Origin of the sequence: Nostoc edaphicum CCNP1411, assembly GCF_014023275.1 — a bacterium.
Taxonomy (GTDB): Bacteria; Cyanobacteriota; Cyanobacteriia; order Cyanobacteriales; family Nostocaceae; genus Nostoc; species Nostoc edaphicum_A.
In genome coordinates this window covers 6,638,725-6,654,459 of the sequence record NZ_CP054698.1, presented here as the reverse complement: position 1 = coordinate 6,654,459, position 15,735 = coordinate 6,638,725, and the positions used below count along the sequence as shown (strand labels likewise).

At 43.4% G+C, this 15,735-nt stretch carries 11 protein-coding genes; 9 read left to right on the top strand and 2 right to left on the bottom strand.

Annotated elements, in window-relative coordinates:
* The first annotated feature begins 119 nt into the window (after positions 1 to 119).
* From HUN01_RS30870 to cydB, 5 genes are all read left to right on the top strand, one after another.
* Positions 120 to 1,154: a chlorophyll a/b binding light-harvesting protein gene (locus HUN01_RS30870; RefSeq protein WP_181929354.1), complete on the top strand. Its 1,035-nt coding sequence runs from the start codon at positions 120 to 122 to the stop codon at positions 1,152 to 1,154.
* A gap of 91 nt (positions 1,155 to 1,245) precedes the next feature.
* Positions 1,246 to 2,217 (top strand): chlorophyll a/b binding light-harvesting protein, encoded by a 972-nt coding sequence (locus tag HUN01_RS30865; RefSeq protein ID WP_181929353.1) that lies wholly within the window; start codon positions 1,246 to 1,248, stop codon positions 2,215 to 2,217.
* 165 nt (positions 2,218 to 2,382) lie between these two features.
* Positions 2,383 to 2,658: a hypothetical protein gene (locus HUN01_RS30860; RefSeq protein ID WP_181929352.1), complete on the top strand. Its 276-nt coding sequence runs from the start codon at positions 2,383 to 2,385 to the stop codon at positions 2,656 to 2,658.
* A gap of 373 nt (positions 2,659 to 3,031) precedes the next feature.
* Positions 3,032 to 4,474: a cytochrome ubiquinol oxidase subunit I gene (locus tag HUN01_RS30855; protein WP_181929351.1), complete on the top strand. Its 1,443-nt coding sequence runs from the start codon at positions 3,032 to 3,034 to the stop codon at positions 4,472 to 4,474.
* Between the two features lie 214 nt (positions 4,475 to 4,688).
* The gene (gene cydB / locus HUN01_RS30850) at positions 4,689 to 5,702 is read left to right on the top strand and encodes a cytochrome d ubiquinol oxidase subunit II (RefSeq protein WP_181929350.1); all 1,014 of its coding nucleotides are present in this window, start codon (positions 4,689 to 4,691) and stop codon (positions 5,700 to 5,702) included.
* A 351-nt stretch (positions 5,703 to 6,053) separates the two neighbouring features.
* Here cydB and HUN01_RS30845 read toward each other — a convergent pair whose 3' ends face one another.
* Entirely contained in the window at positions 6,054 to 7,367 is a 1,314-nt protein-coding gene (locus HUN01_RS30845; RefSeq protein ID WP_181932887.1) for an ABC transporter ATP-binding protein, read from the bottom strand.
* 204 nt (positions 7,368 to 7,571) lie between these two features.
* Here HUN01_RS30845 and HUN01_RS30840 point away from each other — a divergent pair, with 204 nt between their 5' ends.
* Positions 7,572 to 8,828, top strand: coding sequence for an FAD-dependent oxidoreductase (locus HUN01_RS30840; protein WP_181929349.1), 1,257 nt, complete (start codon positions 7,572 to 7,574; stop codon positions 8,826 to 8,828).
* Between the two features lie 394 nt (positions 8,829 to 9,222).
* Complete coding sequence (locus HUN01_RS30835) at positions 9,223 to 9,798, top strand: single-stranded DNA-binding protein (protein WP_181929348.1); 576 nt, start codon at positions 9,223 to 9,225, stop codon at positions 9,796 to 9,798.
* Between the two features lie 296 nt (positions 9,799 to 10,094).
* On the opposite strand, the gene HUN01_RS30830 is transcribed toward HUN01_RS30835, so the two are convergent.
* Complete coding sequence (locus tag HUN01_RS30830; RefSeq protein ID WP_181929347.1) at positions 10,095 to 12,380, bottom strand: DUF1796 family putative cysteine peptidase; 2,286 nt, start codon at positions 12,378 to 12,380, stop codon at positions 10,095 to 10,097.
* 870 nt (positions 12,381 to 13,250) lie between these two features.
* Between HUN01_RS30830 and HUN01_RS30825 the strand changes: the two genes are divergently transcribed.
* Positions 13,251 to 13,967, top strand: a complete 717-nt coding sequence (locus tag HUN01_RS30825) for a biliverdin-producing heme oxygenase (protein WP_181929346.1) — start codon at positions 13,251 to 13,253, stop codon at positions 13,965 to 13,967.
* A gap of 106 nt (positions 13,968 to 14,073) precedes the next feature.
* Positions 14,074 to 15,456, top strand: coding sequence for an oxygen-independent coproporphyrinogen III oxidase (hemN, locus tag HUN01_RS30820; protein WP_181929345.1), 1,383 nt, complete (start codon positions 14,074 to 14,076; stop codon positions 15,454 to 15,456).
* Positions 15,457 to 15,735 lie beyond the last annotated feature (279 nt).

The window sequence follows — 15,735 nt, the reverse complement described above, 5'->3', positions numbered from 1 at the left end:
CTTTCTTTCCTTGGATAAAAGCTTCGCGTCTCCTGTGGTAGCACTCACACGACATTTAACTGCTGAAACAAGAACCAACTAATTGAGTATTATTAGCAACAACTATAAATTGCTTAACAATGCAGACATACGGCAATCCCAACCTCAAATTTGATTGGTGGACTGGTAACGCCCGCTTCGCCAATCTCTCTGGCTTATTTATCGGCGCTCATGTAGCACAAGCAGCGCTGACAACGCTCTGGGCTGGAGCGTTTACATGGTTTGAAATCTCCCGCTACAATCCCGAAATACCTATGGGCGAACAGGGGTTGATTTTGCTTCCCCACTTAGCCACCTTGGGTTTTGGTGTGGGCGCAGGTGGTCAGGTAGTCGATACTTACCCTTATTTCGTTATCGGCGCTTTACACTTAATTTCTTCTGCTGTGCTTGGTGCAGGCGCACTTTTCCACACCTTCAAAGCTCCAAAAAACTTAAAAGACGCAACTGGTCGCGCTCGGAAATTTCACTTTACATGGGACGACCCGAAAAAACTTGGTTTTATCTTAGGACATCACCTGATTTTCTTGGGATTAGGTGCTTTACTCCTGGTAGGAAAAGCCATGTTTTGGGGAGGATTGTACGACTCAACAATTCACGATGTCCGAGTTGTCACTGACCCCACCCTCAACCCCTTGGTCATTTATGGCTATCAAACCCACTTTGCCACTGTTAACAACTTAGAAGATTTAGTCGGCGGTCATATCTATGTAGGTTTGTTACTCATTGGCGGCGGTATTTGGCACATCCTCATAGAGCCTTTACCTTGGGCGAAAAAGCTTTTAATCTTCTCTGGTGAAGCCATCCTTTCCTACTCATTGGGTGGTATTGCTTTAGCGGGATTTGTTGCAGCTTACTTTTGTGCGGTGAATACTTTAGCTTATCCCGTAGAATTTTATGGCTCTACTTTAGAAGTAAAACTTGGAGTTAGCCCTTATTTTGCCGACAGCATTAAGTTAGCTAACGGTGGTTACACTTCCAGAGCATGGTTAGCAAATGCTCATTTCTTCTTGGCTTTCTTCTTCTTGCAAGGTCATCTGTGGCACGCACTACGAGCAATTGGCGTTGACTTTAGCCAAATTGAAAAGGCAATAAATGCCATCGGTAGCGAATCGTAAACCAATTTTAGATTTTAGATTTTGGATTTTAGATTGTCATAATTTAAAATCCAAAATTCAAAATTCAAAATGCTCATAAGGGTATTTAATTATGACAATTACAACTGATAGAACCTTAGCAGCAGACACAAATTTATTGTGGTTAGTGGGTAATGCTCGCTTAATTGATTTATCTGGTCAATTATTAGGCGCTCACATTGCTCATGCAGGCTTAATTATGTTTTGGGTAGGAGCAATCACAATATCTGAAGTTACACGTTTTGTTCCTAGCATACCAATGTATGAACAGGGATTGACTTTATTACCCCACTTAGCAACTTTGGGCTGGGGTGTAGGTGCTGGAGGTGAAGTAGTCGATACCTATCCCTATTTTGTAATTGGCATTTTGCACTTAGTTGCTTCTGCTGTATTGGGTGCAGGTGGACTTTTTCATGTTTTTCGCGCTCCGGCAATTTTATATAATGCCGGTGGACAGACGGCAAGATTTCACTATGAATGGAATGACCCCAAGCAATTGGGTTTAATTTTAGGTCATCACTTAATTATTCTGGGTTTGGGAGCATTTTTGTTAGTGCTAAAGGCAATGTTTTTTGGCGGAATTTATGACACTAACTTCGGAAATATTCGCCTAATTAGCAATCCTAATTTAAACCCAGAAATAATTTTTGGCTACTTAGTTGGTCTGAAAGATGGTAACTGGATTCCTTTGGGGATGGCAAGTGTTGATAATTTAGAAGATGTCATTGGTGGTCACATTTGGATTGGCTTCATTTTAATTGCTGGTGGCGTTTGGCATATTCTTGTACAACCTTTTAGCTGGATAAGACGAATTTTACCAATTGATAATGGTGAAGAAATTCTCTCTTATAGCTTACTGGGTTTAGCTTTGATGGCTTGGATTTCTGCCGCATTTGTGGGATACAACACGACAGTTTTCCCAATAGAGTTTTATGGCTCAGAACGTTTAGGGTTGGCAGATATTCAGTTCTTTCTTGGTGTGGTAGCCTTCTTAGGTTATGTTTGGCACTCTTGGCGATCGTCGCGTCAAGTAAAGACGCGATGAATCGATCAAATAAAGACGCGATGAATCGCGTCTCTACAAATTGTCTTTTCAAATTGGTATTACCTTAATTAAGTTTCGCTCAACACTAGCTAAATAAAGTCTTATGCCTGCGGTGAAAAGCAGTAGACTGCGGGCATTTTTTTGGAATTTTTATGAGGATAACTCATGTTAAGTATGATTTTGTGTGCCTTTTGCAGTTGGACAATCATGATTCTATTTATTGGTAGTGTCTGGTTAACCTTGAGAAAAGGGATAATTCATTTAAAAACGCTGCATGACATTCCTTGCTCTGGTTGTGAATATTTCACCAACGACTACCGCCTCAAATGTACTGTACACCCAAAAAAGGCTTGTTCTGAGCAAGCGATCGCTTGTATTGATTTTGAGCCGAAAACCTCTGCCTGTAATGCTTGCAACAAAGGTCGGCGAAAGCTTTATTGAATTTATTTGATTAATCGTTCAGTGAGATACAAGAGTGCGATGTCTGACGACAAGCCTCACGGCTACGCTTTTGGTATTGGCGCTGCGATCGCTAATTCAAAATTTTGTACTGTCAGTTTTCCATCAATTCACTTTGATGTATTTGATTCCTGAAAAAATCTAAGATACAAGGGTGCGTTAGGCGTAAGCTGTAACACACCAAAAGCTTTGGTAGTTGGAAAAGTCTCACAAAATGCTCGTGTAGGCAGACTGAGTTACAACGGACAAAATTTTTGTACTCCTCTTTTGTTTCGCAGTGGTATCTTTAATGCATTCGGCTATAACCCAAAGATGCTGTGCAAGTAAAGATTTAAACGAATTCAGAGGTTAGTTCATGGATTTTCTCTCGGACACCGTTGCCCTCTCACGGATGCAGTTTGCACTGACGGCGATCTTTCACATGCTATGGCCTGTTCTCACCACTGGAATGGGGATTTATCTGGTCATCGTCGAAGGAATGTGGCTCAAAACACGCAATCCCGATTACTACCACCATGCTCGTTTCTGGGCAAAGCTATACGTGTTGAACTTTGGTATTGGTGTAGCATCCGGTTTGCCGATGGAGTTTCAATTTGGCACGAACTGGGCACCGTTTTCTGAAGCGGTAGGCGACTTTTTTGGCAGCATTTTAGGCTTTGAGGCTTCGATGGCATTCATGCTAGAAGCCGGATTTTTGGGGATTATGCTGTTTGGCTGGGAACGAGTAAACCCAGTGATTCACTATTTCGCCACGATTATGGTTGCCTTTGGCGCAAACCTATCTACCTTCTGGATTTTAGCGGCAAACTCTTGGTTACAGACTCCGGCTGGCGGAGAAATGGTGAATGGGAAGTTTGTTGTAGATGATTACTTTCAGGCAATTTTAAATCCTTTCATGCTCAACAGCGTGTCGCACATGTTTTTGGCGACGCTGGAAACTTCGCTGTTTGTGATTGGGGGAATTAGCGCCTGGTATATTCTCAACAAGCGTCATGAAGCTTTCTTTGCGCGATCGCTTAAAATTGTCTTGGCAACTGCGATCGCTGTCACCCCATTACAAATCTATGTCGGACACCTCAGCGCCGAGCAAGTAGCAGATTATCAACCTACCAAACTCGCCGCAATGGAGGCCAAGTGGGAAACCTCTCCAGCCGGTCAACCCGCGCCTTGGAGTGTGGTGGCATTACCTAATAATCAGACTGAGCAAAATGATTGGGAAATCTCAATTCCCAACGGCTTAGGCTACATTTTGGAATTCAAACAGAACCTTTCTAAACCCGTTCTCGGACTGAAACATTGGAAGCCTGAAGATCGCCCTCGGATGGTGGGTTTGATTTATTATTCCTTCCGTATTATGAGCGGCATTGGCTTCTTCTTAGCTGGATTGATGGGACTGAGTGTGATTCAGTGGTTGCGGGGCAAACTCTCGCCAGAAGCGATCGCCGAGCAGAAATGGCTACTGCGAATCTGGATTTTGGCGGCTCCATTGGGCTACATCGCCGTCGAATCAGGCTGGATTGTGCGTTGTGTTGGGCGGCAACCCTGGGTAGTTTACGGGCAAATTCGCACGGCAGATGGCGTTTCACACTTACCTGCTAGTGAGGTCTTAACATCTCTGCTAATTTTTACTGTAATTTATACAGCCCTGTTTATTTGTGCCTTATTTTTTGGTAGTCGAATAATTCGTCAAGGCCCGAATCTGGAACTTCCGGTTCCAGGCGTTGACACCGAACCTGTCGCAGAAACTACTCCGGCTGAATTTGTTCCAGATCAACGTCCTGTAGAAGCAGAGCAATAAGGAGTAGTGATGAGTTCCGAGTTCCGAGTGCTGAGTTCCGTTAGCAGTAGGGGGGCTTTAGCCAGTACTTTTTCTTCCCTACGGGACGCTACGCGAACACGCAGAACTCAATACTCAACACTCAATACTCAACACTCAATACTCAACACTCAATACTCAATACTCAATACTCAATACTCAATACTCAGCACTCAGCACTGACTAAGGTAACTGTATGGAGAATCTGGAACACTTTTTAGCGCAGGTTTGGTTTGTCATTTTGGCTCTGTTTTTATTTCTCTACGTCATGTTAGATGGGTTTGATCTAGGCGTGGGCATCCTATCGCTAACCAGTTCCAATGACGACCGACGCGACATTTTAATGACGAGTTTGGGTAATGTTTGGGATGCAAATGAAACCTGGTTGGTGTTGATGGGGGGTGCGTTATTTGGGGCATTTCCTCTGGCTTATGGCACCATTTTAAATGCGCTCTACATTCCCATTTTTGGGATGATCTTTGGCTTGATTTTTCGGGCTGTGGCCTTTGAGTTTCGAGAGCATTCTACAAACAAAGTATTTTGGAATGTGGCGTTTGGAGTTGGTAGTTTCATGGCGGCGCTATTTCAAGGATTTGCCTTGGGCAGCATTTTAGAAGGCATTAAGGTGGATGAAGCGGGTCACTTTATCGGCACTATGTGGGATTGGTTCGATTGGCGATCGCTCCTGGTTGCCTTGACATTAATCCAGGGTTATGTATTGATTGGCTCCACCTATCTCATCTTAAAAACTGAGGGAGAACTGCAAACATCCCATTACCGCACAGCCAAACTCGCTGCTTGGACAACGCTCTTAGGTGCAATTTTTATCACGATTGCCACCCCTGTTGTATATGAAAATGCCAGAGCAAAGTTATTTCACCAGCCAGAAGTGTATCTATTTGCAGTCATTCCAGTGTTAGGTGTGCTGCTGATTTGGTTATTGATTCAAAGCCTGAACCGCAAAGCAGAAACTACTCCCCTCGTTTGGACAGTGCTGCTTTTCCTACTTACCTTTGTGGGGTTAGGATTAGTTGTTTTTCCCTATATCATCCCACCAGGTATTACCATTTATCAGGCAGCAGCAGCACCTAGTGCATTAGTCTTCATGATTATCTTCATTGGATTTCTTATTCCTATTATGTTGTTCTACAACATCTACAATTACATTGTGTTTCGAGGGAAAGTCGCAGGCACACATTATGGGGAATAGTTGACACAATAAAGACGCGATAAATCATCACAAAGACGCGATAAATCGCCGTCTCTACAAAGGACTGATTATTGTAGAGACGGCGATTCATCGCGTCTCTTGCCTTAACCGAAGAGCCAAAGGGTTTAGCACAGCTTCACAAATATAGCGCTTCTCGTTTGGATGCAATATATTTTGACCTCTCTCCAAACCTCTCTCCTTTTAGGAGAGAGGCTTTGAATTTTACTCCCCTTCCCTCGCAGGGAAGGGGCTGGGGGTTAGGTCTGTATTCTATGCAACTGAGAACCGCTATAAATGATACCTATCCAAAATCCAAAATCCAGTAAGTTTGTGTTTCTCTGTTGATTAATTCTAGGCAAATATCGCTAACTCAGTTTCCGGGTCGAAAAAGTGAATTTTCTCTGGAGTTAGCGATAACCAAAGTTGCTCACCAGGTTGTACAAATCGGTCTGGTGGTATTCGTACTTGTAGGGAATTAGCTGTAGCAGCAGGTTGAGTACCAGGTTCGGCAATCTTAACAGTGAGAAAGGAATCGTTGCCGAGATTCTCTACCAAATCTACTTGCACTGGTAAATTTTTGGTAGCAGGCATACTCAAGTTCAAATGTTCTGGACGAATGCCTAAAATTAGAGTTTTCCGATCATATTTTTGTAAGGCATTTCCCCAGACTTCTGGGAGGGTGAAACGTAACTGGGAATGAGTAATCAACTGCGGGGCATGAAATTCCACAGGAATAAAATTCATCGGTGGTGAACCAATGAACTCTGCTACAAAAAGATTGGCAGGACGGTTGTAGAGTTCTAGGGGAGAAGCAACTTGCTGAATTTTACCCTCAGACATAATCGCAATGCGATCGCCCATTGTCATCGCTTCTGTTTGATCGTGGGTGACGTAAATCGTCGTTGTCCCCAGTTGGCGCTGCAATTTGACAATTTGGGCGCGGGTTTCCGCCCGGAGTTTGGCATCTAAGTTAGAAAGCGGTTCATCCATTAAGAATACTTGGGGGTCACGTGCGATCGCTCGTCCCAATGCAACCCGTTGTCTTTGTCCCCCAGATAGCTGTTTGGGTAAGCGATTCAGCAATGTTTCAATTTGCAACAGTTGAGCAACACTACGCACCTGCTCATTCACCGCTCGTTCTTTGTCAGAAGTGTAGCGCAATCCTTTAGGTAACTTTCTGGTCGCTCCCACAAAAAGATTTTCCGCCCAGGTGGGGAGTGGGGAGTGGGGAGTGGGGAGTGGAGAATGCTGATTTTCCCTATTCCCTAATTCCCTACGGCGTAGCCCAAAGGCGATGTTGTCATACACCGTCATGTGAGGGTAGAGGGCGTAATTTTGAAACACCATTGCGATGTCGCGTTCCTTCGGTGGTAGATCATTGATCAAGCGATCGCCTATCCAAATATTACCGCCAGTCATCACTTCTAACCCGGCGATTAACCGCAGCAGAGTGCTTTTCCCACAACCAGAAGGGCCCACCAGCACCATAAATTCGCCATCTGCGATCGTCAGGTTAATTCGCCGCAAGACGTTGACACTTCCCGCACGTTCCTGCGCTGCATCATTCTCCCCAGGTGTGAGGGGAGATTGCGTTTGTGAGCCAACACTTTCCCCTTTACGCGGGGAAAAACTTTTATAAACGTTTTCTAAAACAACTTGAGACACAACTAATTTGGGGATTGGGCATTGGGCATGGGGCATTGGGCATGGGGCATTGGACAAAGGACAAATGACTAATGACAAATGACCAATGACAGTTTAGCGCCCATCATAATACACGTTCTATGTAAATACGAAAAGTTAAAAAAAACAGCTTGCACCATTAAAAGCAAATTACCCTAAATTTTAGGGCTGTCAGGAGGTGTTGTGATGAATACCGATATACCTAAAAATCTTTCTCAAGATCCAAGTATTAACCTTATCCATGACATTGTAGACGTACAAACCACAGATTGTTGCATTGTGGGTGGAGGCCCAGCAGGAGCAGTATTGGCACTGTTGTTAGCGCGTCAAGGTATTTCTGTGATGCTGCTGGAAGCACACAAAGACTTCGATCGCGATTTTCGCGGCGATACGATTCATCCATCGGTGATGGAAATTATGGAGGAATTGGGACTTAGCGATCGCTTGCTAGAACTCCCTCATGCCAAAATGCGCCAAATTAGGGTTAAAACTCCTCAAGATACTGTCACTTTGGCAGATTTTAGTCATCTGAAAACCCACTACCCATACATTACGATGCTTCCCCAGGTAAAATTTCTGGAGTTCATTACCCAAGAAGCACAAAAATATCCTAGTTTTCATCTGGTGATGGGTGCGAATGTACAGGAATTAATTACCGAAAATGACACGATTCAAGGTGTCCGCTATCGGGGAGGCGGTGGTTGGCATGAAGTTCGGGCAATACTCACAGTGGGTGCAGATGGTCGCCACTCACGTTTACGCCACCTGGGTGAGTTTGAATCCATCGAAACCTCGCCACCAATAGATGTCCTCTGGTTCCGCCTACCACGTCAGCCAGAAGACCCTGAAGGAGGAATGGGGCGCTTTGGTGAAGGTAAAATTATCGCTATGCTTGACCGTGGTGATGAGTGGCAAGTTGCCTATGCCATCCCCAAGGGAGGCTATCAACAACTACGGGCTGAGGGTTTGGAGGAATTAAAAAAATCTGTTGTCGAAGTAGTGCCAGAATTCCAGCAACGCATCCAAAATTTACATGATTGGTCACAAATAGCTTTTCTCTCAGTCGAGTCCAGCCGCGTCAAACGTTGGTATCTTCCGGGACTCTTACTCATTGGTGATGCAGCTCATATAATGTCCCCCGTTGGTGGAGTTGGCATTAATTACGCGATTCAAGATGCCGTCGTTGCAGCGAATGTACTCAGCGAACCCCTCAAGAACCGACATGTAGAACCCAGCGACCTAGCAAAAGTACAGCGTCAACGCGAGTTGCCCACACGTATCATTCAGGCGTTTCAAACTTTTATCCAAAAGCGGGTATTTGCCCCGGTTATCACCTCAAATCGCAGCTTTGTACCACCTGCGTTTTTGCGCTTACCTATCTTGCGCGACCTTCCAGCCAGGTTGATTGCCTTCGGTGTTTTCCCCTCCCATGTCAAGACTTAATTTTTGCCAATAATTTTTTCTATTTCTTAAATAGGTGGTACAATTATACTACTCATGCAGAATTGAATGCTCAATTTAGTCAAGCGAAGGTGGCGAACGGTATACTCAATGCTGTTCAAAGCGATCGCTTGGCTTTTATGCTAGAAATAACTAACAAGAATTCAGCACCCAGGAGTCAGAAGTCAGAATTGATAAGGAGTCCAGTATGATTGGTATATTCATCCATCAAGTGTTATCCTGACTCCTGAATTATGAATCCTGAATTCTGTTAGAAAATTTGTTCAAATATTATTAAAAAATGCAAAAAATTAAACCTATTTAGATATTAGTTGGCACTACATAGAAAAACCCCCTCTTTTTCAATCAGTACTTTTTGCAGTCAGGAGTAATTTTAATGAACAGTTGCGTTTTAATGGCGGAAATTATTAACGAGCCGCAACTCCGCTATACAGCGGATAATTTGGGAGTCACGGAAATGCTGGTTCAGTTTCCCAATTCCCAGAAACCAGAAGATCCGCCAGCCACTCTGAAAGTTGTCGGCTGGGGGAATTTAGCGACAGAAATTCAGCAAAACTACCACCAAGGCGATCGCGTCATCCTGGTAGGACGTTTAGGTATGACTACTGTTGAGCGTCAAGAAGGTTTTAAAGAAAAACGTGCTGAATTAACAGTGCAACAAATTCAACCTGTTGGAGGTAGTTTTAATACTGATCCATTACCCTCAGCAACCGCAACTCCATCATTCACTGAAACGGCTCCACGACAAACATCTTCAGCATCTCGTCCTCCACAGAAAGAGGTTCCTAGTTACGAGTCACCACGTCCAGCACCTACCCCAGCGACAAATCCTGTTGGCGTTACTCCCCAACCGACAAGTTACGAACCCGTACCCCAACCCACAAATTATGAGCGAACCACTTATCCCGCAGTGAAGGAGGAAGAACCAGATCCAGATGATATTCCGTTCTAAAGTTGGTAGTTGAAGAAGAATGCAGAATTCAGAATTCAGAATTCTGAATCAAGACGCTCGATAGCGACGCGCAAAGCGAATCCTTGAGTGTCTGACTTGCTTGCCGTCGGCGCTATCCGCCAGTCGTACAGAATACCCAACTGAATTCTGACTCCTGACTCCTGAATTCTGTTCGATAAAACTTGGGTTGCAAGCGCTAACTCACAGTAATTCCAAGGAGTTGGACAATCAAAGAGCGATCGCCTCTACCTAGTACAGCACGGCTGTCTTCATTTTTAATTTTTAATTTTTAATTTTTAATTCCGCCTTGCGGTACTAGTTTCCCACCCCTTCGCCGGTTTGGGTGGGCACCAAAAGAGGTTTTTACTGGACACACCAAGGGATTCTAGAATTCCTCGCATCACTTCTGTGCAATACATCCAGTGTCCCAAATCGTCATACATACGATCGGGATTAAACTCGACATTGTAGTGCAGCACATTGGGGAGGTCTAAAAACTCATCATCGCTTTGGGGAGAAAGAAGCAGGAGATGAAATGGCTTCCCCTGACATTGTTTTTGTAGCTTGTTGACCAGATCAATTACGCCACCGCGATCGCAAATTCCCGTGCGGACGAAAAGTACTTTGTCGCAGTGCCGCAGTGCATACCAAAACCTTTCAGAACGTGCTGTGTACCGAACGCGCATCCGTTCATGGACGGGAGACATATCGCTTCTTGGGTCGTCTGTCTCCTCAACTTCATGGGCAAAAGACAAACCCGACCACTTACTATGGTAAATTCTGCCTGCATCTGGGCTGTAGTGCAGGAAGGCAGGGTTCCACATATCATAAAAACCGTTTGCGATCGCATCCGCAACATCTGCAATATTAGTCGTGCGTGTCAGATCAAAGGGAAAGGCGGGGCCATCGTACTCCATCTTGTACAACATCATGCGGACGGCACAGCGATCGCCAAGGGGAAGAATCGCCACACGCTTGATATCCGATAACTGACATTTGTATTGGAAAAACACCGCAGACTTGGGTTGTACTTTCACTCGGCTTTCTAGCCCATCGTTACCAATCATCAGGGTGCGGAAGGGGGCATCGGGATAAAGTGGATCTTCATAGACACCCGATGGCATGGCTTTAAGTGCGTTGCAAACCTCTGTCCACATGGGCTGGATGTTGTACTCATTTTCTGATTCGTTGATTACCCAGAGGTGGCGTTCGTCCGCTTGCAAAATCCCCAGATGCCCGTCATAGAACAAAACTTGTGAGTTGTTTGGCGAAAAGAGATTGAAGGCGGCGCTATATTCTAGATCGGCACTAGGGGGAATATCTAATGTAGTTGCGATCGCGCCATCCTCTTGTACAGCGAAGAAGGGGAGTGTCCCTGGCTTCACAGATTTCGCAATGTAAATACCTGGTATCAATCTTGCCTGACTTTGCAGTGCAGTTTGCAATTCCTGCCAATAGGGAGCGATCGTGTAGTTGTATTGTGATTGATTAATGATCCGTAAACGCTTCTCTTCGATACAGACAGAGACATGAAAACCTACAGTGTCAAAGTAGATGGCAAATTCATTCGGTTGCTGGAAGCGTTGTTTTTCTTTTGCCAATCCGTCTTTGTCGATATCGAATAGGTGCTGATCTATCTGCTGATACATCAGGCTGTGACCGATCGCGTTTGGGTGAGCCGGATCGAAGGATGTCCCCGCTTTCCATCGTCCTTGCCCATCATCTACAACTGCCAACCAATCTAGTACGGTTACGTCCCAACTTAGCATTCGCTTGTGTGTGTCTTGCATCAGCCAGTAATGCTCCAGGGAATAGTCGCCATTGGGATAGACTCCGCCCAAAATCGGAATAGCCCCGATGTCGCGCGTCATTTTCACCAACTGCTGCAAGCCACTTTCAAACCGCCGCTGTACTGCCCGCCGTTCGTGAGGGTGACAGTAAGCTAACCCTTCGTTACCCAGAGATAGGGCAATAATCACGATATCCGGTCGTTCTGGGGTGACAACTGACCCAAATCGAGCGATCGTTCTGCTGACATTCGCCCCCACTTCCGACACATTCACAAGTTGATGCCCATATTTTTGCTGTAAAGCCTGTGCCAATAGCCAGACCCAACCTTTCAAAAACCAGGCTTTATGACCTAATGCGACGGAACTGCCAATAACCACGATTTTGAGGCTTTCAGCCTCTTCTTCCACAGGCATTGTGACAGCCGGCTGATTAATGTATCCAAAGGGGTAAGGTTGTAAATAACCGAATGCGCCATCATCCACAATAATTGTGCTGGAATGATCGTTAGGATCAATGGGAATCCAGCGGTTTGTATCTAGTAAGCTCTCCCATCGGGCATTGCCGTTTGCATCGAGGCGCACATACTTGTATTCAACTCTCTGGTCATCACCTGATTCTAAAGGCGGCTGAATGTCAATTTCTATATCTGTCCACCATAAAGGATAGCGATCGCCACTTGTACGCAAATGGACACATTTGGTGATGTCCCACAATCCCAACTCTGGACTCGAACCGACCAAACCAATGGATTCGCCCGTTTGAGTGTATGCACTGATCTGGAATCGATACATAGAGTTTATCCTGATTTAGTAAGTACGATACCAAACAGTTAGGCTGAATCCTTAAACCTGTTTTGACAATATCACATAGAACTCTTAATAGCTCGGTATTAATATTATTAAGTATACTGAAGCTCTGATTTACATCACCCAAAGCTACCAGCAGTAAAGTTTTTCAAAAATTAAATTGGATTTTTATAGAAGATTTAATACTGTTTAAATAAAATATATTGTATTAAAAGTCTTTGCACAACTAAGAATAAATCAACGAAAGGATAAGGTTAAGTTAAATTTTTCCTATTTTATTTTTGGAGATGTTTAATCAGCATCAACGAGTTTGATTAGGTAAGGAGTCGCGTAAAAATAACTTACCTGTTTTGAAAAAAATTAACCTTGATTCCCAGGGGGTTCAGCTACTAAAAAAAGTAACTTATTCGCGCGGGGTTCCTAAGTCTGCAATAGATGCCCAAAAATGCCAAAAATGGAGGTTATCAAGGGTAGTTTTTGGCAGAATTTTACAATTGTTGAGCGTAGCTTGCCGCCGAAGGCGCTGCGCGTCTCGGTATAATTTTTTTATGAATTGAGCAATAAACCAGAACTAAAGTTTCAATTAATACTCCTAACCTCATGCCTTTTTGTCAACAAATGGCTTGTCAAACAATAAATAAATATTAATAACTTAATAGCTATAGAACTATTAATAGTTAAATAATTTTAGGAGAAATAAAATAGCTGGGATTTGCATCGGCAGTGGTATTTGCTGGATAGAGTGATGCAGATCCTCTCTAAACCTAGAATAACAATTTTTTAGTTGGCCCTGGCAGGCATCCTGAGTCGGTGACTGCCCACAAGCCTTGCACTTGAACAATGAAGGAAGCAACAATGAGTAGCAATCTAGCCATCAAACTCCGCTCTGGAACTCAACAAGCCCACACATCAGCAGAAAATGTGGGATTCATGAAATGTTTTTTGCAAGGAGTTGTGGATAGAGACTGCTTCGCCAAGTTCTTAAGCAACTTGTATTACATCTACAGCGAACTAGAAGCAGCATTAGAGAGCCATGTAGAGCATCCTGTGATTAGTGCGGTTTACTTCCCCGAACTTAATCGCCAATCCTCGCTCGAAAAAGACATGGTGTTCTATTATGGGGATAACTGGAGAGAGCAGGTTACACCCTCATTCGCTGCCCAAAAGTACATTGATCGCATTCGGGAAATTTCTGCTAGTGAACCAGCCTTATTGCTAGGTCATGCCTACACTCGCTACATGGGCGATCTCTCAGGGGGTCAAATGCTACAAAAAGTTGCTCAGTCAGCCTTGAACCTTTCTGGTTATGAGGGTACATCCTTTTACAATTTTGAGCAAATTCCTGACAAAAAGGCATTTAAGGATAAGTATCGTCAGGCATTAAATGCATTAACCGTTGATGATATAACAGCAGAACGGATTGTTGCAGAAGCTAATAATGCCTTTGGGTTCAATTTACAGATGGCTCAGGAGTTAGAGGGAAGTTTAATTAAAGCACTCGGTCAAGTCCTGTTTAATAGCCTTACTCGTTCTCAGAATTCAGGTAGTACTGAAATCGCTGCGGCTAATTAAGTTAGTCATTTGTCATTTGTCATTTGTCATTTGTCATTGGTTATTTCTCCCCTGCTCCTCATCTCCATTATCTCCCCACTCCCTTCATTCATTGGAAAGAAACTCAATGGTTTTTCTACTACCTGGTGTCAAGTTTGATCTGGATCTGATTCAAAAGTACGACACTCGCGCACCTAGATACACCAGTTACCCGCCCGCTACAGAGTTAAGCGAAACATTCACCGAAACTGATTTTAAGGCCGCGATCGCAGCATCGAACCAACGCAAAACCCCTATGAGTTTGTATTTCCACATCCCTTTTTGCCAAAGTGCTTGCTACTTCTGCGGCTGTAACACAGTAATTTCCAACAACAAGAATATTGCTAAACCTTATGTGGAGTCTTTGATTCAAGACATCAAAAACACCGCAGCTTTAATCGATCCAGACAGAAAAGTACTGCAAATCCACTGGGGAGGTGGTACTCCTAATTACTTAGAGCGTCACCAGGTAGAAGTTTTATGGAAAAATATAAATCGCTATTTCAACATCGATTCAGAAGCAGAAATCTCAATTGAGATTAATCCCCGCTATATCGATAAAAACTACATTTTCTTTCTGAGAGAGATTGGGTTTAACCGTATTAGTTTTGGCATTCAGGATTTTAATAGCCAAGTTCAAGTAGCTGTTAATCGTGTCCAGCCAGAAGAAATGCTCTTTGATGTCATGAGTTGGGTCAAAGAAGCTAAGTTTGAAAGTGTGAATGTAGACCTAATTTATGGTTTACCCTATCAAAACCGCGAGACATTTCGGGAGACGCTGAAAAAGACTATTGAATTAGATCCTGACCGAATTGTGGTCTTTAACTTTGCCTATGTACCGTGGCTCAAACCGACGCAAAAAAATATTCCTCAAGAGGCACTACCGCCAGCAGAGGAAAAGTTAGAGATTCTGAAAATGACCATTGAAGAATTGACAAATAACCAATATCTATTTATTGGGATGGATCATTTTGCTAAAACTGATGACGAACTAGCGATCGCTCAACGCAATGGCACTCTCAAACGCAATTTTCAAGGCTACACTACCCACGCTGAAACAGAACTCTTTGGTTTTGGTTCTACATCCATCAGTATGCTAGAAGATGCTTATGCCCAAAATCACAAGGAATTAAAGGATTATTATCAGACAATTGCAGCAGGTAGTTTACCTGTTAGTAAAGGCATCAAACTTACTCAAAATGACATCATCAGACGGGATGTCATCATGGGTATTATGTCTCACTTTCAGTTGCATAAGCAAGATGTTGAAAATAAATATCATATCAATTTTGATGAATATTTCTCCGAGGAAATAGAGGCATTAAAACCACTAGAAGCCGATGGTCTAGTCAGTTTATCAAAAAATCAGATCCAGATTACAGACATCGGTAGATTATTAGTCAGAAATATTGCCGTCATATTTGATACTCACACCAGAACGCGAGAGACAAAATTCTCCCGCGCCATTTGATATCGCTTTTGCAAATATTGGCTACATATTATCCCCTCAATTTACTTTGAAAATAGCAGTTGAGGGGATTTCAGTAATTATAAATTACGAATTACAAATTATTTCAATGCATCTGCAAAAAGTTAGATAATATTTTTCCATCTTCAGATAGATATAAAAAGCATAAAAAATATAATTAGTTCATGGATTAATGTCTAGTTATAGGGCGAATAACTTCTAGACTAGTCTATTCAATAATTCCTGATTTATCTGACAAAAGTTTTGCATAACATTTTTATA

Coding starts and splice junctions, on each gene's coding strand:
- HUN01_RS30870 (WP_181929354.1), top strand. CDS start 120: ATGCAGACATACGGCAATCCCAACCTCAAATTTGATTGGTGGACTGGT.
- HUN01_RS30865 (WP_181929353.1), top strand. CDS start 1,246: ATGACAATTACAACTGATAGAACCTTAGCAGCAGACACAAATTTATTG.
- HUN01_RS30860 (WP_181929352.1), top strand. CDS start 2,383: ATGTTAAGTATGATTTTGTGTGCCTTTTGCAGTTGGACAATCATGATT.
- HUN01_RS30855 (WP_181929351.1), top strand. CDS start 3,032: ATGGATTTTCTCTCGGACACCGTTGCCCTCTCACGGATGCAGTTTGCA.
- cydB (WP_181929350.1), top strand. CDS start 4,689: ATGGAGAATCTGGAACACTTTTTAGCGCAGGTTTGGTTTGTCATTTTG.
- HUN01_RS30840 (WP_181929349.1), top strand. CDS start 7,572: ATGAATACCGATATACCTAAAAATCTTTCTCAAGATCCAAGTATTAAC.
- HUN01_RS30835 (WP_181929348.1), top strand. CDS start 9,223: ATGAACAGTTGCGTTTTAATGGCGGAAATTATTAACGAGCCGCAACTC.
- HUN01_RS30830 (WP_181929347.1), bottom strand. CDS start 12,380: ATGTATCGATTCCAGATCAGTGCATACACTCAAACGGGCGAATCCATT.
- HUN01_RS30825 (WP_181929346.1), top strand. CDS start 13,251: ATGAGTAGCAATCTAGCCATCAAACTCCGCTCTGGAACTCAACAAGCC.
- hemN (WP_181929345.1), top strand. CDS start 14,074: ATGGTTTTTCTACTACCTGGTGTCAAGTTTGATCTGGATCTGATTCAA.